20 protein-coding genes are annotated in these 20,578 nt (G+C 73.5%); 11 read left to right on the top strand and 9 right to left on the bottom strand.

Annotation, left to right across the window (positions count from 1 at the left end; translation table 11 throughout):
* Nucleotides 1-10: 10 nt before the first annotated feature.
* Entirely contained in the window at nt 11-1,165 is a 1,155-nt protein-coding gene (locus tag CP973_RS27305; RefSeq protein WP_150246563.1) for an LLM class flavin-dependent oxidoreductase, read from the top strand.
* A gap of 51 nt (nt 1,166-1,216) precedes the next feature.
* Here the strand turns inward: CP973_RS27305 and CP973_RS27300 are convergent, their stop codons facing one another.
* Nucleotides 1,217-2,059 (bottom strand): IS5 family transposase, encoded by an 843-nt coding sequence (locus tag CP973_RS27300; RefSeq protein ID WP_150246561.1) that lies wholly within the window; start codon nt 2,057-2,059, stop codon nt 1,217-1,219.
* Between the two features lie 453 nt (nt 2,060-2,512).
* On the opposite strand from CP973_RS27300, the gene CP973_RS27295 reads away from it, so the two are divergent.
* Both CP973_RS27295 and CP973_RS27290 read left to right on the top strand, forming a co-directional pair.
* Entirely contained in the window at nt 2,513-4,588 is a 2,076-nt protein-coding gene (locus CP973_RS27295) for a phage holin family protein (RefSeq protein WP_425282025.1), read from the top strand.
* Nucleotides 4,589-4,674: 86 nt separating this feature from the next.
* Nucleotides 4,675-6,078: an amino acid permease gene (locus tag CP973_RS27290; RefSeq protein WP_150246557.1), complete on the top strand. Its 1,404-nt coding sequence runs from the start codon at nt 4,675-4,677 to the stop codon at nt 6,076-6,078.
* Here CP973_RS27290 and CP973_RS27285 read toward each other — a convergent pair.
* From CP973_RS27285 to CP973_RS27275, 3 genes are all read right to left on the bottom strand, one after another.
* Complete coding sequence (locus CP973_RS27285; RefSeq protein ID WP_150246555.1) at nt 6,006-6,782, bottom strand: SDR family NAD(P)-dependent oxidoreductase; 777 nt, start codon at nt 6,780-6,782, stop codon at nt 6,006-6,008. The genes CP973_RS27290 and CP973_RS27285 overlap by 73 nt on opposite strands.
* A gap of 146 nt (nt 6,783-6,928) precedes the next feature.
* Entirely contained in the window at nt 6,929-7,510 is a 582-nt protein-coding gene (locus CP973_RS27280) for a TetR/AcrR family transcriptional regulator (protein ID WP_150246553.1), read from the bottom strand.
* 174 nt (nt 7,511-7,684) lie between these two features.
* Entirely contained in the window at nt 7,685-8,128 is a 444-nt protein-coding gene (locus CP973_RS27275) for a helix-turn-helix domain-containing protein (RefSeq protein ID WP_150246551.1), read from the bottom strand.
* Nucleotides 8,129-8,219: 91 nt separating this feature from the next.
* Between CP973_RS27275 and CP973_RS27270 the strand changes: the two genes are divergently transcribed.
* Nucleotides 8,220-9,995, top strand: coding sequence for an FAD-dependent monooxygenase (locus CP973_RS27270; protein ID WP_244410041.1), 1,776 nt, complete (start codon nt 8,220-8,222; stop codon nt 9,993-9,995).
* Between the two features lie 3 nt (nt 9,996-9,998).
* Here CP973_RS27270 and CP973_RS27265 read toward each other — a convergent pair whose 3' ends face one another.
* On the bottom strand, nt 9,999-10,775 hold the full coding sequence (locus tag CP973_RS27265) for a class I SAM-dependent methyltransferase (protein WP_150250311.1): 777 nt from the start codon (nt 10,773-10,775) through the stop codon (nt 9,999-10,001).
* 229 nt (nt 10,776-11,004) lie between these two features.
* Between CP973_RS27265 and CP973_RS27260 the strand changes: the two genes are divergently transcribed.
* The gene (locus CP973_RS27260) at nt 11,005-11,397 is read left to right on the top strand and encodes a nuclear transport factor 2 family protein (RefSeq protein ID WP_150246549.1); all 393 of its coding nucleotides are present in this window, start codon (nt 11,005-11,007) and stop codon (nt 11,395-11,397) included.
* 36 nt (nt 11,398-11,433) lie between these two features.
* Here the strand turns inward: CP973_RS27260 and CP973_RS27255 are convergent, their stop codons facing one another.
* On the bottom strand, nt 11,434-12,255 hold the full coding sequence (locus tag CP973_RS27255) for a helix-turn-helix domain-containing protein (RefSeq protein ID WP_150246547.1): 822 nt from the start codon (nt 12,253-12,255) through the stop codon (nt 11,434-11,436).
* A gap of 192 nt (nt 12,256-12,447) precedes the next feature.
* Between CP973_RS27255 and CP973_RS27250 the strand changes: the two genes are divergently transcribed.
* Nucleotides 12,448-12,801 (top strand): YciI family protein, encoded by a 354-nt coding sequence (locus tag CP973_RS27250; protein WP_150246545.1) that lies wholly within the window; start codon nt 12,448-12,450, stop codon nt 12,799-12,801.
* A gap of 54 nt (nt 12,802-12,855) precedes the next feature.
* Entirely contained in the window at nt 12,856-14,142 is a 1,287-nt protein-coding gene (locus CP973_RS27245; RefSeq protein ID WP_425282024.1) for an RNA polymerase sigma factor, read from the top strand.
* Between the two features lie 8 nt (nt 14,143-14,150).
* Here CP973_RS27245 and CP973_RS27240 read toward each other — a convergent pair whose 3' ends face one another.
* The gene (locus CP973_RS27240) at nt 14,151-15,965 is read right to left on the bottom strand and encodes a hydroxysqualene dehydroxylase (RefSeq protein WP_150246543.1); all 1,815 of its coding nucleotides are present in this window, start codon (nt 15,963-15,965) and stop codon (nt 14,151-14,153) included.
* A 246-nt stretch (nt 15,966-16,211) separates the two neighbouring features.
* Between CP973_RS27240 and CP973_RS27235 the strand changes: the two genes are divergently transcribed.
* On the top strand, nt 16,212-16,523 hold the full coding sequence (locus CP973_RS27235; protein WP_150246541.1) for a 4a-hydroxytetrahydrobiopterin dehydratase: 312 nt from the start codon (nt 16,212-16,214) through the stop codon (nt 16,521-16,523).
* A gap of 31 nt (nt 16,524-16,554) precedes the next feature.
* Here the strand turns inward: CP973_RS27235 and CP973_RS27230 are convergent, their stop codons facing one another.
* Nucleotides 16,555-17,517, bottom strand: a complete 963-nt coding sequence (locus CP973_RS27230) for a YihY/virulence factor BrkB family protein (RefSeq protein ID WP_150246539.1) — start codon at nt 17,515-17,517, stop codon at nt 16,555-16,557.
* 301 nt (nt 17,518-17,818) lie between these two features.
* Between CP973_RS27230 and CP973_RS27225 the strand changes: the two genes are divergently transcribed.
* Genes CP973_RS27225 through CP973_RS27215 form a run of 3 tightly spaced genes read left to right on the top strand, consistent with a single transcriptional unit; the run spans nt 17,819 to nt 19,397 of the window.
* Nucleotides 17,819-18,364: an RNA polymerase sigma factor gene (locus tag CP973_RS27225; RefSeq protein WP_150246537.1), complete on the top strand. Its 546-nt coding sequence runs from the start codon at nt 17,819-17,821 to the stop codon at nt 18,362-18,364.
* Nucleotides 18,355-18,990, top strand: coding sequence for an Asp23/Gls24 family envelope stress response protein (locus tag CP973_RS27220; RefSeq protein ID WP_208853309.1), 636 nt, complete (start codon nt 18,355-18,357; stop codon nt 18,988-18,990). Before CP973_RS27225 ends, CP973_RS27220 begins: the two co-directional genes overlap by 10 nt.
* Entirely contained in the window at nt 18,987-19,397 is a 411-nt protein-coding gene (locus CP973_RS27215) for an Asp23/Gls24 family envelope stress response protein (protein WP_208853308.1), read from the top strand. Before CP973_RS27220 ends, CP973_RS27215 begins: the two co-directional genes overlap by 4 nt.
* A 57-nt stretch (nt 19,398-19,454) precedes the next feature.
* Here CP973_RS27215 and CP973_RS27210 read toward each other — a convergent pair whose 3' ends face one another.
* On the bottom strand, nt 19,455-20,540 hold the full coding sequence (locus CP973_RS27210; RefSeq protein WP_244410040.1) for a DUF1266 domain-containing protein: 1,086 nt from the start codon (nt 20,538-20,540) through the stop codon (nt 19,455-19,457).
* Between the last annotated feature and the right edge of the window lie 38 nt (nt 20,541-20,578).

Here is a 20,578-nt window from a genome sequence, read left to right as displayed (position 1 = left end):
CGGAGATTCCGTGAGCCTCACCTTCCACTGGTTCCTGCCGACCTACGGCGACAGCCGGCACATCTTCGGCGGCGGCCACGGCCTGCCCGCCGGCGCCGCGGGCGGGCAGCGCCCCGCCACCCTCGGCTACCCCACCCAGATCGCCCGCGCCGCCGAACAGCTCGGCTTCGAAGGCGCGCTGACCCCCACCGGAGCCTGGTGCGAGGACGCCTGGCTCACCACGGCGATGCTCGCCCGGGAGACCGAGCGCCTGAGATTCCTGATCGCTCTGCGGCCCGGCGCCATCGCGCCCACACTCGCCGCCCAGATGGCGGCCACCTTCCAGCGGCACGCACCCGGCCGGCTGCTCCTGAATATCGTCACCGGCGGCGAGAGCCACGAGCAGCGCGCGTACGGCGACTTCCTCGGCAAGGACGCGCGCTACGCCCGTACCGGCGAGTTCCTGAGCATCGTGCGGGACCTGTGGCAGGGGCGGACGGTCGACTTCGACGGGGAGCACCTGCGCGTCGAGCAGGCGCGGCTGGCCCGCGTCCCCGACCCCGTACCGCCCGTCTACTTCGGCGGGTCCTCGGCAGCGGCGGGGGAGGTCGCCGCCCGCTACAGCGACGTGTACCTGACCTGGGGCGAACCGCTCGCACAGGTGGCCGAGAAGATCACCTGGATACGGAAGGCGGCCGCCGACGCGGGGCGCACGGTGCGCTTCGGCATCCGGCTGCACGTGATCACACGGGACACCGCCGACCAGGCGTGGACGGAGGCGCGCCGCCTCCTCGACGGCTTCTCGCCGGAGACGGTCCGCGCCGTGCAGGAAGGGCTGGCCCGCAGTGAGTCCGAGGGACAGCGGCGGATGCTGGCGCTGCACGGCGGCAGCACGGACGGGCTGGAGGTGGCGCCCAACCTGTGGGCCGGCATCGGCCTGGTACGCGGCGGCGCGGGCACCGCCCTGGTGGGCAGCCACGCCGAGGTGGCCGAGCGGATCGTCGAGTACCAGCGGCTGGGCATCGACGAATTCGTCCTGTCCGGCCATCCGCACGTCGAGGAGGCCTACTGGTTCGGGGAGGGGGTGCTGCCGCGCCTGGCGGAGGCGGGAGTGTGGCGACGGCCGGGGGAGGCGGAGCCGGTGGTGGAGAGCGACGTGCAGGTCCCGTTCGCGGGACGGGGCTGAGAGGGCGTTTTCTCCCAACGTTTCGTCCCGATGTGCCGCGTTGGCGAGGTTTCATAGTCCTCGCCAGGTTGGTGTGGTTTCTCTGGTGAGGCGTCGCGTCATGAGGGCGATCATCGCGATGTAGATCATGGCGGTGGAGCGGGCCGGGAGGGCTTCGTAGTCGCGGGCCAGGCGGCGGTTCAGCATCAGCCATCCCAGGGTGCGCTCCACGCACCACCTGCGCGGTTGCACGGTGAAGCCGCGGGCTGCGCCGGGGGTGCGGCGGACGATTTCGAGGTCGATGCCGAGGCGGGCGGCGCGGTCGACAAGGTATTCGCGGTAGCCGCGGTCGGCCCAGCCCTTGCGGATGGTGGGGTGGGCGGCGGCGATCCGGTTGAGCAGGGTCTCGCCGGCGGTGGAGTCCTGGATGCTCGCGGCGGTGACCAGGACGGCCAGCAGCAGGCCGGTCGTGTCGATCACGACGCTCCGCTTGCGGCCCACGATCTTCTTGCCGACGTCGGCGCCCTGGCCGGCCGCGGGGACGTTGGCGGAGGTCTTGATGCTCTGGGCGTCGATCACCATCGCGGTCGGCTCCGGCGTGCGGCCTTCGTCCTCGCGGACGCGGCGCCGCAGCAGGGCGTTGAGCTGCTCGAAGACGCCGGCCTGCTCCCAGCGGGCAAAGTACTGGTAGACCGTGTTCCAATGTGGATAGTCGTGCGGCAGGTAGCGCCAGGGGATGCCGGTGCGGGCCACGTAGAGCACCGCGTCCAGGAGATCGCGCAGGTCATGGCGGGGCGGGTGGCCGATGCTGAGGCCCCGGCGGACGATTTCCTCCCGCCAGCTGGTCAGCAGCGGTTCGACCAGGGCCCAGCGGGCATCTGACAGGTCACTGGGATAGCGGCGACGCGCGCTCATGCCTCCGGAGTAGCCGAGGACCGGGGCGCCGGTCAGGGTGTGGGCCGGACGGGCAGGGGCATTCGAACCCAACCGGCGCACTTTGCGACGAAACAGGAGCAGGCGGCGCGCAACAACCGGATCTCCGCCTCATTTGCCACGCGAGTGACACACGCCGCACTCACCTCCCCTATCACTCCTCAGAATTCATCGTAGAAACTTGCAAAAGGCGGCAAAACGCCCTCTGAGAGGGTGTTGCGGAGCGGGCCGGAGGCCGTCCGGGGCCGCGCCTCGACCACGGTCCTCCGGCCCGTCGCCCGGCCGGACTCGTCATCCCGCCGGACTGTCAGTGGGCTGTGACACGCTGTAGGCGTGATGCCCGATGGGGGTGTCCGGGCGTGACGGGCGGCGGGAGCGAGGTGAGCGCGGATGTGACGGCCCCGGTGGCGGACGGCGGGCGGCGCCCTGCTGCGGGTGACCGCGGTCTGGGTGGTCTCCTCGCTGACGCTGCTCGTGCTCGCCGCGCTGCTGCCCGACTTCCGCCTCCAGTCCGCGAGCGGTGTGAGCCTCACCCGGACGTTCCTCACCGCCGCGCTCGGCGCCGGCGCCTTCGGCCTGCTCAGCGCCCTGGTGTGGCCGCTGCTCGTCCGGGCCCTGCTGCTGGTGCCGGCCCTCGTCCTCGGGCTGCTGGTCTTCTTCCTGAACGGCTCCCTGCTGCTGGCCGCCCTCGCCCTGCTCCCCGAGGGCGGCCGGGCCGCGCCCGAGACGGCGGTGATCGTCGCCGCCGTGATGTCCGCGACCTCCTCCGCCACCTCCACCTTCCTCGCGGTGCGCGACGACGACGCGTACCGAAGGCGCCTGGTGCGGCTGGCCGGGCGCCGGCACGGCCGCCGCCGCGGCGCCCCCGGCGACGTGGGCCCGGTCGCGCCCGGCACGGTCTTCCTCCAGCTCGACGGCCTGGGCCACGACGTGCTGCGCGAGGCGACGAGCGGCGAGCGGCCCCTGATGGGGACGGTCGCGCGCTGGCTCGGCAGCACCCACCGGCTGACCCCCTGGCGTACGGACTGGTCCAGCCAGACCGGCGCCAGCCAGCTCGGCATCCTGCACGGCACCAACCACGACCTGCCCGCCTTCCGGTGGTACGAGAAGGAGACCGGCCGGCTGATCGTCAGCAACCGGCCCAGCGGCGCGGCCGAGCTCCAGCGCCGCGCAGTGGCCCGCACCGGCGACACCGGGCTGCTGAGTGTCGACGGCGCGAGCCGCGGCAACCTCTTCAGCGGCGGCGCCGACCAGCTCGCGCTGGTGATGTCGGTGGCCGCCCGCCGCGGCCGGCACAACCGCTCCCGGGCCGGCTATTTCGCGTACTTCTCCGACCCGGCCAACGCGACCCGCACCGCCGTCTCCTTCGCCGCCGAGATCGTCCGGGAGGCCGGCCAGTCCCTGCGCTCCCGGTTCCGCGGGGAGAGCCCACGGGTCAAGCGCGGTGGTCTCTACCCGTTCCTCCGCGCCTTCGCGACCGTCGTCGAGCGCGATGTCGTGGTCGCCGCAGTGATCGGCGACCTGCTCGCGGGCCGTACCGTCGTCTACGCCGACCTGGTCGCGTACGACGAGGTCGCGCACCACTCCGGCCCCCGGCACCGGGACACCCACCAGGTGCTGCGCCGCCTGGACCGTGCCGTCGGCCTGATCGCCGATGCCGCGCAGTACGCTCCCCGCCGCTACCGGATCGTGCTGCTCTCCGACCACGGCCAGAGCCCGGGGCCGACCTTCCTGGCGGCCTACGGACTCGGCCTGGAGGACCTGGTGCGGGCGGGCTGCGGCCTGCCGGTGTCCCGGCGCGCCGGGCGGACCGCGAGCGGGGCGGAGGCGCGCGAGGCGGCCCGCGCCGCGCTGCACCGCCCGGAGGGCACGGACGGCTGCGGCCCCTCCGACCCCGTGGTCCTGGCCTCGGGCAACCTCGGTCTGGTGTCCTTCCCCGACCTGTCCGGGCGGGTGACGCGCGAGGAGATCGACCGCCGCCACCCGGCGCTGCTGCCCACCCTCGCCAACCACCCGGGCATCGGCTTCCTGCTCGTGCGCTCCGCCGCGCACGGCGCCGTGGTGCTCGGTCCGGACGGCACCGAGCGGCATCTCGACACCGGACGGGTGGTGGGCCGCGACCCCCTGGCCGGGTTCGGCCCGGGCGCGGCGGAGGCCGTACGGCGCACGGACGGCTTCCCGCACACCGCCGACATCATGGTCAACTCCGCCTGCGACCCGGAAACGGGCGCGGTGCACGCCTTCGAGGAGCAGATCGGCTCGCACGGCGGCCTGGGCGGCGAGCAGAGCCGCCCGTTCCTGCTGTGGCCCGCCGAGCTGTCCCCGCCGGCCGCCGACGGGCGGGAGCCGGCCGGGGCGGAGCAGGTCCACGCGATCCTGCGGCGCTGGCTGCGCGAGCTGGACGGGCCGCAGATACCCCTCGGGGGTCCGGCGGACGAACTGCGGCCGGAGGGCCCCCGGCCCGAAGTATTTCCGCCGGCCGACGGTGCCGTGCGGGACAATACCCGCTGATTTTGTGCGACGTTGCAGGTCGAAGACCATATGCAGTCGCCCGGCAACTCCGGGCCCGCACAGCACGACGAGAGGCCCACCCTGCCATGCACGACCGGCACACCCGCCGTTTCGGTCTGGGGACCGCAACCTGCCTAGTGATGGGCAACATCATCGGCGGCGGTATCTTCCTGCTGCCCGCCTCGGTGGCGCCCTTCGGGACCGTGAGCCTGGTCGCCTTCGGCGTCCTGACCGTCGGCGCCATCGCGCTGGCCCTGGTCTTCGGGCGGCTGGCCGAGCGCCACCCGGACACCGGCGGCCCGTACGTCTACGCCCGCGAGGCGTTCGGCGACTTCGCCGGCTTCCTGTCGGCCTGGTCGTACTGGACCATGACCTGGGTGAGCAACGCGGCCCTCGCGGTCGCCGCCGTCGGGTATGTCCATGTGCTGTTCCCCGGCCACGAGTCCAAGGGCACCGACCTGCTGGTGGCGCTGGTCGCGCTCTGGCTCCCGGCGCTCTCCAACTTCGCCGGCACCCGTTACGTGGGCGCCGTCCAGCTGGTCTCCACGGTCCTGAAGTTCGTCCCGCTGCTGTTCATCGCGGTCGTCGGACTGTTCTTCTTCGACCCGGACAAGCTCGGCTCGTTCCACGAGGGCGGCGGCAGCGCGATCGGCGGCATGTCGGCCGCGGCGGCCATCCTGCTCTACAGCTACGTCGGCGTGGAGTCCGCGGCGATGAGCGCGGGCGAGGTGCGCGACCCGGAGCGCAACGTGGGCCGCGCCACCGTCCTCGGCACGATCGGCGCCGCCGTCGTCTACCTGCTCGGCACGGTCTCGGTCTTCGGCACCGTCGCGCACGACAAGCTGGTGGACTCCAAGGCGCCGTTCTCCGACGCGGTCAACGCCATGTTCGGCGGGCAGTGGGGCGGCACCGTCATCGCGGTCGCCGCGGTCATCTCCATCGTCGGCGCGCTGAACGGCTGGACGCTGATGAGCGCCCAGTCGCCGTACGCCGCCGCCAAGGACGGCCTGTTCCCGGCCGCCTTCCTGAAGAAGCAGCGCGGTGTGCCGACCTTCGGCGTGCTGGCCGCCTCGGTGCTGGCCACCGCCCTGACCGTGATCAACTACCTGATCGGCGCGGGCGGCGTCTTCGAGATCCTCGTACTGATCACGACGTTCTCCGCGACCGTGCCGTATCTGCTGGCCGCCGGCGCCCAGATCTACTTCCTGCTCACCGGGCGGCGCGACCAGGTCCGCCCGGCCCGCTTCGCCCGCGACATGGTGCTCGCCGTGGTCGCCTTCGCCTTCACCTTCTGGCTGGTCGCCGGCGCCGGGTACGCGGCCATCTACCAGGGCGTGCTGTTCCTGTTCGCCGGCATCCTCGTGTACGCCTGGATGGCCGCCCGCCGCACGGTCCGCGGCCGGACGGCCGGGGCGGATCAGGCGGTGACGCCGCCGTCCACCACCAGCTCGGCGCCCACGGTGAACGCCGCCTCGTCGGACGACAGGTAGAGCACCGCCGCCGCGATCTCGGCGGTCGCGGCCGAGCGCCCCGCGGGCACCTCGCGCCGCATCCGCTCGGCCTTCTGCTCCGCGGTCTCGCCCGGCAGCGTCGACATGGGAGTGTCGACCTTGCCGGGCGAGACCGCGTTGATGCGTATGCCGTCCTTGATGTGGTCGAGGGCGGCGTTGCGGGTCAGGGCGCTCACCGCCGCCTTGGCCGCGACGTACGCGCTGATCCCGGGGCGGCGCAGGGAAGCGCCCAGGTTGGACGCGATGTTCACGATCGCGCCGCCGCCGTGCGCCCGCATGTGGGCGATCTCGTACTTCATCGACAGGAACGTGCCGGTGAGGTTGGTGTCCAGGGCGCGCCGCCAGTCCTCCTCGGGGATGTCGGCGGTGGGCGCCGGGGGCACGAACACCCCGACGTTGTTGACGGCCACGTGCAGCCCGCCGAAGCGGCGCACGGTCTCCTCGACCAGCGCGGCCACGTCCGCGCCGCGGGTCACATCGCCGGTGACGGCCGCCGCCCGGCCGCCCGCGGCCTCCACCAGGGCGACCGTCTCCTTCAGCGGCTCCTCGCCGCGCCCGGCGACCACGACGTTCGCGCCCTCGGCCGCGAACGCGAGGGCGACCGCCCGGCCGATACCGGTGCCGCCGCCGGTGACCAGGACCGTCTTTCCGGTGAAGCGGGTGGGGGTGGGGGTGGTGGTCATGGGGGTGGTCCCTTCTGAGTTGACGTCATGGGCATGCCATGGGTGTGTTCGCGATCGCTCGCGTGCCGCGCTCGTGGGCGCGTCCTATCCAGAACGGCCGGTCTTGAATAAGGGTGAGCGCCAGGGCCGGGCCCGCGCCCGCGCTCTCAGTCCAGCAGGGCCAGCGCCTGGTCCGCCGCGTCGCGGAGCCGCCCCGGCTCCTGGCCCGACTTGCCCATCAGTCGCAGCCCCTGCATCAGGACGAGCAGCATCCGGGCCAGCGCCCGCGGGTCACGGTCGGCGGGCAGTTCGCCCTGGGCCCGGGCCCGCGTCAGGGCCGAGGTCAGCGCCGTTTCCAGTACGGTCCAGCTCGCCTCGACCTGCCGGGCGGCGTGCCGGTCGCGCGCGGCCAGCTCCGCGGCCGTGTTCGTCACGAAGCAGCCGCGCCCCAGGTCGTCGCAGGCGGCCTCGTCCGCGAACCGGCGCACCAGGGCCCGTACGGCGGGCAGCGCGGGCCCCGGCTGTGACAGTTCCTCGATGAGTCCCGGGTCCGAGAGCCGGCTGTAGCGCTCCAGGGCCTTGAGGTAGAGGTCGTGCTTGCTGCCGAAGGTCGCGTAGATGCTGGCGCGGGCGATGCCGAGGTGCTCGACGAGGTCGGTCATCGACGTCGCTTCGTAACCGCGCCGCCAGAACAGTTCGAGGGCTGCCTGGAGGGCGACGTCCGGATCGAATGCCTTGGTCCGTGCCATGAGGGAACCCTAGGCTTTCGAGACCGTTCGGTCAATAATCGGCGGACGCGACATGACATACCGTCAGCAGCCCAGCAGCCCAGCAGCCCAGCAGCCCAGCAGCCCAGCAGCCCAGCAGCTCAGTGGCCCAGCGGCCCAGCGGTCCACCGGCTCAGCAGCTCTGTGGCCAGCGGCTCAGCGGCCCAGCGCCTCCGTCACGTTCCGGTCCAGCTCCGCGCGCAGGTGCGTGCACTCCCGTACCGGATCGTTCTTCGGGCAGGTCAGCAGGTGGGCGAGGCGCTGTCGCGCGGCCTGGAGGTCCGCCATGCGCTCCTCGATCAGCTGGACGGCGCCGGTCAGCACCGCCCGTCCCGGCGGCCGCAGCGCCCCGTCCGGGCCGCGCTCGCCGAGCGCGGCGGCGGTGTCCGCGAGGCTCAGCATGCCGCCGTGGTGCAGGTGCTGGATCAGCGCGAGCCGCCGCAGTTCGTGGCGGCCGTAGTGCCGTACGTTCCCGCGGCGCCCGGCGGGCGGCAGCAGCCCCAGCTCGTCGTAGTACCGCAGCGTGGCCACCGACAGGCCGAAGCAGCGGGCCACTTCGTTGATCGGATACAGCTGGTCGTCCTCGTCGCCGGACAGCATGGTCCCATCTTGCGCTCAAGCCGACTTGAGCGTCCAGGCTGGCCGGACCGGGCCCGGCGACGGACCGGGCCGGGGGAGAGGACGATGTGCTGTGCGCATACGCGACATGAAGACGGAGCGGCCGACGGCGGAGCGGCCGACGGCGGGGCGGCCGCTCCCCGCGACGGTGCCGGTGCTGGTGGCTGGGGGCGGGCCGGTCGGCCTGGTCACCGCGATGTTCCTGGCACGGTGGGGCGTGCCCGCGCTCGTCGTGGACAAGCGGGACCCGCTCACCGGCCCGCCCAGGGCGATGAGCAGCGTCCGCACGCTGGAACTGCTCCGGTCGGCGGGCCTGGGGGACGCCCTCGAACGAACGGGCTGGTACGGGGCCGAGCCGTTCCAGGCGGTGTTCAAGGACAGCGCGCTGGGCGCCGTACGGCAGCGGGTGGCCCCGCCCGAGCCGTACGTCCGCTGGCTGCGGACCTGTAGCCCGGTCGACTGCCGGATGGCGCTCAACCACCTCCAGGTGCAGCGGCTGGCGCTGGACGAACTGCTGCGGCGCGGCGGTGACGCGCGGTTCGGCCTCGGCGTGACCGCCCTCGAACAGGACGCGGACGGCGTACGGGTGCGGCTCACCGACCCCGGCAGCGGCGCGGAACACGACATCGCCGCGGACTACGTGATCGGTGCCGACGGCGCGCACAGCACCGTACGGAGCCTGCTCGGCATCACCGTGCCCGACCGCGAGGTGGTCGCCCGGCTGCACACCGCCTTCTACCGCGCCGACCTCCCGGCCGGCGCGGACGGCCGCCGCGACCTCATGTGCTTCGTACGGAACGCGGGCCTCTACGCCACGGTCTTCACCATGAACGGCCGTGACCAGTGGGTCTCGCACCTCATGGACTACCCGGGCCGCCCCGACGACACGGACGGCATCGCGCCCATGCCCACGGACCGCGCCCTGGCCCTGCTGCGAACCGCCATCGGCGCCCCGGACCTGCCCATCGACCTGGTGGCGGTGAACGCCTGGGAAGCGGCCGTCGGCGCGGCCTCGGCCTTCAGGGACGGCCGGGTCTTCCTCGCCGGGGACTCCGCGCACGTGCAGAGTTCGGCCGGCGGCCTCGGGATGAACACCGGCATTCAGGACGGCCACAACCTCGCCTGGAAACTCGCCGCGGTCCTGCGCGGACAGGCCGGGGCACGGCTGCTGGACACCTACGAGCCGGAGCGCCGCGCCGCGGTACGGGCCTCCCTCGCCCTCTCGCGCGGCATGCACCAGGGGTACCGGACCCTCGGCGGGGCCGACCCGAACGAGCTGTACGCGCGGGCGGCGCGGGACTACGTACGGGCGATGATGCGCTACGCGTACCCGTCCGGGGCGATCGTCCCGCCCGACGGCGCCCCCGGGCCCGCCCCGGACACCCTCTCCGACCACGTACACCCGGGCCACCGCCTCCCGCACCGCACGCTGGAACCCGTGGAACACCTGGAGCCCGTGGGACACCAGGAGCCCGTGGAACACCTGGAACCCGTGGAACACCTGCAACCCGTGGGACACCAGAAGCCCGTGCAACACCCGGAACCCTGGGAACGCCAGAAGCCCGTCGAGGACGGCCGGACCTCCACCCTCGACCTCGTCGGCGCGGACTGGGCCCTGATCGCCGGGCCGCGGGGCGCCGGCTGGCTCCCGGCCGCCGAGGAGGCGGCCGCCGCCTTCGGCATCACCCTGACCGCCCACCGGATCCCGGACGGCACCCTGCCGGGACTCGCCCCCGACGGCGCCGTACTCGTCCGCCCCGACCACTTCGTGGCCTGGCGCGCGGACGGCCTCCCGGCCGATCCGGGCACCGCCGTCAAGCGGGTGCTGGCCACACTGCTCGGCCGGTGACGCTCACGCGGCCCGAAGCCGGAAGACCATGTACGCGGCGTCGTCCGCGGCGGCGTCGCCGTCCGGGTCCGTGACCGACACCGTGGTCAGCCCGGCCGCCGCGGCCAACTCCTCGAACACGGAGCGGGGATACCAGTGCAGCGGCCACGGACGCTCCACGACCGTGGGCGCACCGGCGCCGTGCCGCTCGTAGCGCAGCAGGGCGGTCTGGGTCCGCAGGGTCTCGTCCCGCTTCTCGGAGACGAGCGAGAAGCGCAGCTCGGCGCCGTCGTCGGCGACGGCCGTGCGGACCCGGCCCAGGTTCTCGGCGGGGGTGGGGGAGGGGATGTGCAGGGGGATCAGCGCGGAGCCGCCGTCGGTCAGGTGGCGGCGGATGCCGTGGAGCGCGGCGGCCGCGGTCCCGTCGTCCGGCAGGAGGTTGAAGGTCGGCCCGGCCAGGAAGACCGCCCGGAACCGGCGCGGCAGGCTGAGCGCTTCCATCCGCTGGTGGTGGACGGTGACGGAGACGCCCTCCGCGTCGGCCCGGCGGCGACAGCGCTCCAGCATGTCCGCGGAGGAGTCGACACCTTCGACATCCAGACCGTGCAGACGCAGAGCGAGCAGCGGGTCACCGTCTCCGCAGCCCAACTCCAGTGCCGGGGTGCCCGCTTCGTGGAGAAAGGCCGCGTAGATCTCCGGATCCGGGGAGAAGGACTTCAACGGGGCGTAGGACTCCGCGACGATGCCGGTGTAGAAATCCGCCGGATCCGTGTGCTGCTGCTCCAACAACCTTTTCCTCATCTCTCGCAACCGGGCGCAGCGTAGGGCGCGGATCATCGAGGCTGCCAGCGATTTTCCGGTGACTGCCCGGCAGCCCCATTACCCCCCACGTAATCGCGCCCTCCCCCGCACCCCGGCATCTTTGAGGCACCGGACGGCGGGCCGGCGCACTCCGGCCCGCCGACCGGCCCGAACGGGCCCGCGACGCACCGCGGTCCCGCGCCACATGACGAGACCTGAGGAGTCGGCCATGACACAGACGGACACGCGGCAGACCGGCACGGAGCGCTACGCGGACGCCGTCGTACGGTACTTCGCGGCCTGGAACGCGAGCGGGGGCGGTGCGGCCGAGGCCGTCGCGGCGGCCTTCACCGAGGACGCGACGTACACCGACCCGTTCTCCGACGTCGCGGGCCACGAGCAGCTCGCCGCCGTCATCGCCGGGACCCACGCGCAGTTCCCCGGCTTCGTGTTCCGGCCGCTGGGCGAGCCGGACGGGCACCACGACCTGGTGCGGTTCGGCTGGGAGCTGGTGGCGCCGGACGGCTCGGCCCCGGTCGCCGGGTTCGACGTCGCGACGCTCGCCGCGGACGGCCGGATCCGTTCCGTGTCCGGATTCCTGGACCGGGTGCCCGCCGCCTGAACCGGCACGGGGCGGCGCCTCCGGCGGGCGCGGCCGCTACGGCAGCCACGTCCGCAGGTGGTCGGCCGTCTCCTGGTCCGCCGGGAGGAAGGTCTCCAGGGCGAGTTCGGAGACGGTCACGTCCATCGGGGTGTTGAAGGTGGCGATGGTGGAGATGAACGACAGCACCCGGCCGTCGTGCTCGATCACCATCGGCAGCGCGTACGGCGCGTGGCCGCCGTCCCCGGCCGTCTCCCGCCCGCCCGTGGGCAGCGGGTAGTCGCTCACCTCCTCGAACAGCGCACGCAGCGGCGCCGAGCGGACCACCGCCAACTGCCGCTGCATCTGCGTGAGCAGATGCTCCCGCCACTCCAGGAAGTTCCGGATGCGGGGCGCGAGACCGGCCGGGTGCAGGGTGATGCGCATGGCGTTCAGCGGCGGTTCCAGCAATTCCTCGCCGACGCCCGCGAGCAGCGCCCGGATGCCGCGGTTCGCGGCGACGACGTGGTACGTACCGTCCACGACCAGCGCCGGGAACGGCTCGTAACCGGTCAGCAGCCGTTCCACACCGCTGCGCAGCGCGTCCATCGACGGGTCGTTCAGCGGTGTCTCCGGGAAGCCGGGCGCGTAACCGGCGGCGATCAGCAGGACGTTGCGGTCCCGTACGGGTACGTCCAGGTGCTCGGCCAGTCGCAGCACCATCTCCCGGCTGGGCCGGGACCGGCCGGTCTCGACGAAGCTGATGTGCCGGGCGGAGGAGTCGGCGCGCAGGGCCAGGTCGAGCTGGCTGACCCGGCGCCGCAGCCGCCACTCGCGCAGCAGCGCGCCCACACCCGCCGTTCCGGACGCCGTCTTCGGGGAGACCACAGCAGTCGTCATGGCCGAACCGTAGCCGATTCCGTACGTCTGTACGGATAGGGTGCGGGGTCCACGGGCCCCGGTGCGGCACCGCCCGAAAGGATCTCCGGAACACTCTCCGAAAAAAATCCGGCGGGGTGTCGATCCGGCGGTCTCCCGTTCGACGCAGGGGTGAGAGGCGGGAACGTCCCGCCGTACGACCGAGGAGTGACCATGCCGCGCTTCCTGACGCTGATCCGCATCGACGAGAAGAACGTCCCCGAGGGCGGCCCCAGCCCCGAACTCCAGAAGCGGATGGGCGCACTGCTGGAGGAGATCACCAAGGCCGGGGTCATGCTGGACACCGGCGGGCTCGCCGCCACCTCCGAGGGCACCCGGGTCACCTGGTCCGGCGGCAAGCTCACCTCCACCGACGGGCCCTTCACCGAGACCAAGGAGGTCGTCGGCGGCTACTCCATCGTCCAGGCCAAGGACAAGGCCGAGGCGCTGGAGTGGGCCGGCCGGTTCCTGCGCACCCACGAGGAGTACTGGACGATCACGGCCGAGGTGCGCGAGATCGTCGGCTGAGGCCGGCCCGGCCGTGCTTGCCGCCCTCCCGGACGGCTGCTCTGATGGGTGGCCGTGACGGCAGGACGTAAGACAACAAGCACGGCACCGGACACGGCGGCGCGGACGGCCGCGACGGTCGAGACGGTGTTCAGGATCGAGTCCGCGCGGATCATCGCCGGTGTCACCCGCGTCGTGCGGGACGTGGGCATCGCCGAGGAGATCGCGCAGGACGCCCTGGTCGCCGCGCTGGAGCGGTGGCCGGAGTCGGGTGTGCCGGACAACCCGGGCGCCTGGCTCATGGCCACCGCCAAGCACCGCGCCATCGACCTCGTACGCCGCAAGGAGACCTACGCGCGCAAACTGGCCGAGGTCGGACGGGCGTTGGAGGACGCGCCGCCACCGCCCGAACCGGCCGACCCGGCGGACATCGACGACGATCTGCTGCGGCTGATCTTCACGGCCTGCCACCCCGTGCTGGCCGCCCCCGCCCGCATCGCGCTCACCCTGCGGCTGCTGGGCGGGCTGACCACCTCGGAGATCGCCCGCGCCTTCCTGGTGCCGGAGGCCACCGTCGCGCAGCGCATCGTCCGCGCCAAGCGGGCGCTCGCCAAGGCCGGGGTCCCCTTCGAGGTCCCGTACGGCAGCGACCGGGCGGACCGGCTCTCCTCCGTCCTGGAGGTCATCTACCTCGTCTTCAACGAGGGGTACTCCGCGACGGCCGGCGACGACCTGGTGCGCCCGGCCCTGTGCGAGGACGCGCTGCGGCTGGCCCGCGTCCTGGCGAACCTGATGCCCGGCGAGCCCGAAGCGCACGGCCTCGCCGCGCTGCTGGAGTTCCAGGCGTCGCGCATACCCGCCCGTACGGGACCGGACGGCGAACCGGTGCTGCTCGCCGGCCAGAACCGCGCCAGGTGGAACCGCATGCTCATCGGCCGCGGTGTGGACGCCCTGCACCGCGCGGGCCGCGGCCCGTACTCCCTCCAGGCCGCGATCGCCGCGTGCCACGCCATGGCCGCCCGCTACGAGGACACCGACTGGGCCGCCATCGCCACCCTCTACGACCAGCTGCTGGCGCTGTGCCCGTCCCCGGTGGTGGAGCTGAATCGGGCGGTCGCCGTCTCGATGTCCGAAGGCCCCGCCGCCGCCCTGGAACTGGTAGACGCGCTGACCGGCGAACCCGCCCTGAAGAACTACCACTTGCTGCCGAGCGTCCGCGGCGACCTGCTGGACCGTCTGGGGCGGGCCGCCGAAGCGCGCGAGGAGTTCGAGCGGGCGGCGTCCCTGGCGCACAACGTACGGGAGCGGGAACTGCTCCTCGGAAAGGCGGCCCGCACCGGCTCCGGGCCGACCGGTTCGTAGTCCCCGCCTCACCCCAGGTCGAACGCGTTGCGGAGCCCGAGCCGGTACCGCGTCTCGTCGTGCCGCTTCAGCGCCGCGAATTCCGGGGCGCGGTACAGGGGCGTGACCGTACACCGCCCGGCGCCGGAACCGGCCGCGTCCAGCAGCGCGTTCACGGCCTGGCGGGCGGAGGCGTTGGCGCCCTCCATGGTCGCCAGGTCGATGTCGACGGCCACGTAGTCACCGGCGAGGAAGAGGTTGGGGATCGCCGTACGGGACGTGGGCCGGTTGAACCAGGAGCCGGTGGGGTGGATGAGCAGCTGCTCGTCGTTGGTGGGGTGCGGCGTGCCGAGCCCGCCGACGGCCGGGTCCAGGAACCAGGAGTGCAGCGCCGAGTCCAGCAGCACATGCTCACCGGTGTCGTTGAGGCCGCCCTTCATCTGCGCCCAGACCTCCTGGGCGATCTCCTCGCGGGTGCACTGCTTGGCCGTCTTCCCGTACAGGATGCCCGGCTTGTCCCACTCCGAGATGTCCACGGACAGACAGTCGGCCACCGTCCCGTCCCCGTAGTCGGCCGGGAAGTCGCGGCTCTTCCAGTACTGCGCCTGACCGACCGAGGTCAGCGACCACGGCGAGTCGATGTGGTTGACGTGCCCGTGGATGATGGGCGTCGGCTCGGTCAGATAGAACTGGATGCCCGTCATCCAGTCGGTCGCCAGCTTGTCGCAGCGCGCCAGCTGGGGATCGGCGGCCCGGACGGCGGCGTTCCAGGTCCTGCGGGCGTGTTCGACCGGCATCGCCTGGACGAAGTGGTCGGCGACGACCGACTGCCGCGCGCCCCGCGGGTCGGTGACGACCGCCTCCGCGATCCGGCCGCCCGCCAGCCGCAGGTCCCGTACGGACCACCCGACGCGGAACGTCACGCCCAGCGACTTCAGATGGGCCACCCACGGGTCGATCCACGCCTCGTTGGTGGGCAGGTTCAGCACCCGGTCGGGCTGTCCGTCCGCGCCCCGCCCTAGCACGTTGAAGACGAACGCCTCGGCGCAGGTCGCCACGGTCCGGGTGGAGGCGATCTCCGCCTTGGTCGCCACGATGTTGCGGGTCAGGCCGACGGCCAGCAGCCGCTGGTAGTCCGGTGACATCGACGCGGCCCGCACGAACCGCCACCACGGCGTGTGCTCCCAGACCTCCAGCCGGCGCCGGTCGCAGCTGGTCAGGAAGACCAGCAGCCGGTTGGCGAAGTACGCGATCTCGTGGGCGGGCAGGTGGGTGGCGGTGTCCAGCAGCCCGGTCAGCATGCGCAGGAACGCGTCGGGGGTCAGGACGGGCGGGGGAGTGCCGACGACGGAGAACGGGATACGGATGTCCTCCCGGCCGCCGGTGCGGGCGAACATCACCTCGGTGGAGGCGACGAGGTTGTCGTGGCAGCCGTTGGCGTTCCCCGGGAACGGGATGCGGCGCAGGGTGTCCGGCAGGTTGTGGTAGATGCCCGGGATGAAACGGAAGCCGTGCTCGCCGGGCAGCGGCTTGCGCCCGCCGCGCGCGCTGCCCGGTACGTCCATGCTGCGGGCCTTGCCGCCCAGCCCGCCCGGCTTGCGCTCGTAGACGGTGACCTGGAAGCCCCGTTCGGCCAGTTCGTGAGCGGCGGTCAGCCCGGCCACGCCGCCGCCGAGGACGGCCACGGTCCGGCCCGCTCCACGGCGGCGGGCGCCGCCCGGCGCGGGCGCGGCAACGGCCGTGCCCCCGGCGGCCCCGAGGGCGAGTGCGCCGCCCACCGCCGCGGCCCGGCCGAGGAACGCCCGCCGCGGACTTCCCTCACCGTCTGTGCGCTCAGGTTCCATACGCTTCACGCTGCCCACGGTTACTCCCCACTACGCCCGGTAACGCCTGCCTCGTCAGGCGCAGGAGCATAGAAGCGGCCCCCGCACCCCGGAAGCCCGCGGCGTGGCCGTACGCACATTGGCGCGAAAGCGTCCTCGGCGTGCCACGCTGGAACTGCTGCAATCAAGGCACTCGACACGACGCGTACGCCCGGTGCCGCGGGGTGCGCCGGACCGTGCGCGGTGGACGGAGAGGCGGAGCGAGACATGGACGCATCGGTGGACCCGCTGACGGACAAGGAGATAGAGGACCGGCTCGCGGAGCTGCCCGGCTGGTCGGTGGCGGACGGCAGGCTGACCCGTACGTACACCTTCGAGGGGCACCTGCCGGCCGCCGCGATGGTGGTGCACGTCGCCCAGATCCAGGAGGAGCTCGGCCACCACTCCGCACTGACCCTCGGCTACAACACCCTCACCCTCGCCGTGCACACCCACAGCGCCGGCAACGCGATCACGGCGCTCGACTTCACGCTGGCGCGGCGGGTGGAGGAGATCGCCACCGGCCACGGGGGGAGCTGAGCGGGCGCGTACCGCTGCGGGCGGGCGGCGCTCAGCCGTCCGTGCCGGTGCCGGTGCCGTCCTCCGGGGCGCCGTCCGCGGTCTCCATACGGGCCAGCTCGGCGTTGAACTGCGCGCCGCTCAGCAGCGACAGGTGGGAGAACCACAGCCATATCAGGAAGACCACGGGCCCGGCGAGCGACCCGTAGAGGCGGTTGAACGTGCCCACGTACGACACGTAGAACGTGAAACCCGCCGAGGCCACCAGCCACAGCAGCACCGCGACCACCCCGCCGGGCACCGCCCGCCGCCCGCGCGTGCGGGAGGGGCCCGTGCGGAAGAGCACCATCACCAGCACGATCGCCAGCAGCAACAGCAGCGGCCACTGCAACAGGTCCCACATCGCCCCGCTGCCCTCGCCCAGCCCCAGCCCCCGCGCGGCCGCGTGCGCCAGGGGGCCGCTGACCACCAGGGCCACCGCGCTGCTGATCAGCAGCGCCATCAGCAGCAGCGCCGTCGCCAGGATGCGCGGCGCCTTGTGCCACGGCGGCCGGTCGTCCCGTACCCGGTACATGGCGTGCAGGGCCCGCCGGAACACCGCCAGATAGCTGCACGACGACCACAGGGCGCTGACCGTCCCGCCGCCCACCAGCATCCATGCGGCGGTCCGCTGGTGGGCCATGGTCACCAGGGCCCGGCGGACGGTCGCGCCGGACCCGGCCGGGGCGAGGGAGCTGACGTGGTTGATCAGCTCCTCGGTGGCCTCCGGAGCGGCGATGCCGATGAGCGAGATGGTGACGATCACGGAGGGCAGCAGCGCCAGCACCGAGTAGTACGTCAGACTGGCCGCCCAGTCGGACACGTCGTCGTTCCAGATCGAGACCGGGGTACGGCGGGCCGCGGTCCGGATCCGGGGCCAGCTCGGCAGCGCCGCGCTCCGCGTGCGCGGCCGGCGGCCGGCTCCGGTGGTGAGCAGCGCCCGCTGCGGCCCGCGGCCGTTACCGCTCCCGCTCATCGTGTCCGTCCTCTCCCCGCTGTCGGCCCGGGCCGCTCGCCCGGCCTGGTCCGTCTGCCCGTTTCCGCAGCGTACAAGCGTGCACGAAGGGCCCCGACACGCGGTATACGGGCGGTCCGGCCGGGGAGCGGTGCCGGGCCGCCGGGCTGCGCGTGTGCGTGCCGATGTCCGCGTGACGTTCGGCGCCGGGAGGTGTCCGACGGGGAGCACGGGGCTATGACCTAGGCGTGACGGCGCGACCGGGGCCGGGCGGGACAGCCGCCCCCGGGCGCGCGGGAACAGGGAAGGAAGGAGCCGGCGAGTGCCCGAACCCAGCGACGCCCTGCTGGCCGTACGCGCCGGGGAAGGGGACGAGGGGGCTTTCGAGGTGCTCGTCCGCCGGCACAGCGCCCAGCTCCTGCGCCTCGCGACCCGGCTGCTCGGCAGCCGCGCCGACGCGGAGGACGCCGTACAGGACGCCTTCGTGAGCGCCTGGCGCAGAATCCCGGAATTCCGCGGCGACGCCGCGTTCGCGACCTGGATGTACCGCATCGTCACCAACCGCTGCCTGAACCTGCTGCGGGCCCGCAGACCCACCCAGGATCTCGGCTCGGTCCCGGAGCCGACCGCGCCCGAGCACGCGTCGTCGCCGGTACGGGCCGCCGAGTCGACCGCCGCCGTCGAGGGGCTGACGCGGGCGATGGACGGGCTCACCCCGGAACAGCGCGCCTGCTGGGTGCTGCGCGAACTGCACGGCCTGCCGTACGAGGACATCGCCGACGTGGTGGGCATCAGCCACCAGGCGGTCCGTGGCAGGGTCTTCCGAGCACGCCGCTATCTGACGGAGGCGATGGGCGCATGGCGCTAGGCGAGCACGACGACCCGACCCTGCCGTGCGGCCGCACGCTGTCGTCCGTGTGGGCGGACCGGGACGGCGACCCGGGCGCGGACGCGGACCCGCACGCCGGGCAGTGCCCGTACTGCCAGGAGGCGCTGGCCGGCCTCGGCGTGCTGGACGGCTACGTACGAGAGGCCCGGCGGGCCGCCGCGGAGGCCGGGCAGGCCGACGACCGGGACGCCGAACGCTTCACGGCCCGGGTGATGGACCTGGTCAGGACCGAACTCCGGCCGGGCCGGACGCTGCCGCTGGGCGGGCCCGAGGACGACGCGTGGATCACCGAGGCGGCCGCGGCCAAGGCCTTCCGCGCCGCGGCCGAGACGCTGCCGGACGTCCAGGCGGGCAGCTGCCGCGTCACCCTGCTCGCACCGCAGGGGCCCATGAAGGTGGCGCTGGAACTGGTCGCCGGGTACGAGTGGCCGCTGCCCGCCCTCGCCGACCGGGTACGCGAACGGGTCCGGGCGGCGGCGCGGGACGGCGTCGGCCTGGCCGTCGAGGAGATCGACGTCAGCGTGGTCGACCTCGTGGAGAGCGACACCGGCGACGGTCCGGATGCCGAGGACGATCCGGACGCCGGGGAACGGAGCACGTCATGAACGGTGACGCCCGGCTGCGCGGGGCGGTCCTGCGGGCCGCGGCCGGGGCCGCCAAGGACACGCCAGGCGTCGCCTTCCTCCGGCCCGGGTTCGGTGAACTGCTGCGGCGGACGGTGCCGGGACGGCCGTCGCGCACCGGCTCCCCGGCCGCTGCCGCTCCGGCCGCTCCGGCGGTGCACGACGGTCGCGTCGCCGGTGTACGCGCCGAGCGCGGGCCCGGCCCCGGTCAGTGGCGTATCCGCGTCCACCTGGCGGTCCGGCGCGGTCACCGGGCCCTGGACGTGACCCGCGCGGTCCGGCCACGCGTCGTGGCGGCGGTGCGGGAGGCGCTGGAGGGGGCACCGGGGGAGGAGGGCGGTGGTCCGCCGGTGGTCACGGTGACGGTGACCGTCACGGACATCACCTGAGGCGGCGGAGGGCGGCCGCGCCCGGTCGGTGCCGCCCGCCCCCGTACGGGCCGGTCGTCAGGCGAACGGCAGGCCCACCCACGGCGAGGCCGGGTCCTGGGTGAGGACGCGGTGGATGTGCACGGCCTCCTGGTACGCCGCGCCGAACCAGCCGTTGTCGAAGGCCAGCACCCGGCCCAGCGCGTACCCCGCCGAGAACTCCTGCCACGAGCCGTACGCCGCCCGCGCCAGCTCCCCGGCGCGCAGCACCGCCTGCTCGGCCTCCGGCGGTGCGCAGAGACGGGCGCCCAGGCCCCAGCGGACGAGGGCGACGGCGTGCGCGTAATCCAGGGCGACGAGCGACTTCACCCGCCCGCCGGCAGGCAGCAGACCGTCCGTACGGAACCGCTCCTCGTACGTCTCCACCAGCTCCGGCACCCCACCGGAACGCGCCTCGCCCCCCTTCTCGCCGCCCTCTTCCGCCTTGTCCGCCTTCTCCTCGCCGCCGCTCCGGGCCCGCAGCGCGGCCTCCGTCCCGGCGGGCACGAACCGCGCGTCGAGCAGCTGGCCGAGGCGCTGCTGCCAGGACGGCGGATCGACCACCGACCACTGCTCGCGCAGCAGCTCGGCGTCGGTCGTGTGGTCGAGGAAGGCGGTGCCCAGCTCGTTCCACGGCACGCTGTGGTGCACCGCGATCGGGGCGCCGCAGGCGAGCCCCTGGGCGAGCGGACCGTGCAACGGCCCGCCGAAGTGCGTGCTGAGCAGCCCGCCGGGCCGTACGCCGTACTGGGCCCGGGCCCGTGTCCAGGCGGCGCGGTGCGCGGCGGTGGCAGGCAGGTAAGCGGCGCACGGCGTACCCGGGTTGACCGCCAGCTGCCACTTGTCGTTCGGCCAGTCCTGCGCCAGCTCCTCGACCGTCACCCGGTCGAAGAACTGCTGGGGGTGCCAGGGCGGCAGCATGCCGCGGGTCGTCACCGGGATGCAGGTGCCGCCCACGGCCGGGTCCTCGTAGACCGGCAGCGGGTCCTGGCCCTGCTGGGGCACCACCAAATACAGGTCCTCGCCGGCCACCGCCGCGACCTGGCCTTCCCGGTCGCCCCGCGCGCCCGCCTCACACAGCCGCCGTTCCGTCTCGGTCGGCGGTATCCATCCTGGAGTTCCCACGGACCCGACCTTACGTTGGCCGGCCCACCGGGCCGGAC

Source organism: Streptomyces albofaciens JCM 4342, from assembly GCF_008634025.1.
GTDB classification, from domain to species: Bacteria; Actinomycetota; Actinomycetes; order Streptomycetales; family Streptomycetaceae; genus Streptomyces; species Streptomyces albofaciens.
This window is presented reverse-complemented; position numbering and strand designations above follow the sequence as displayed.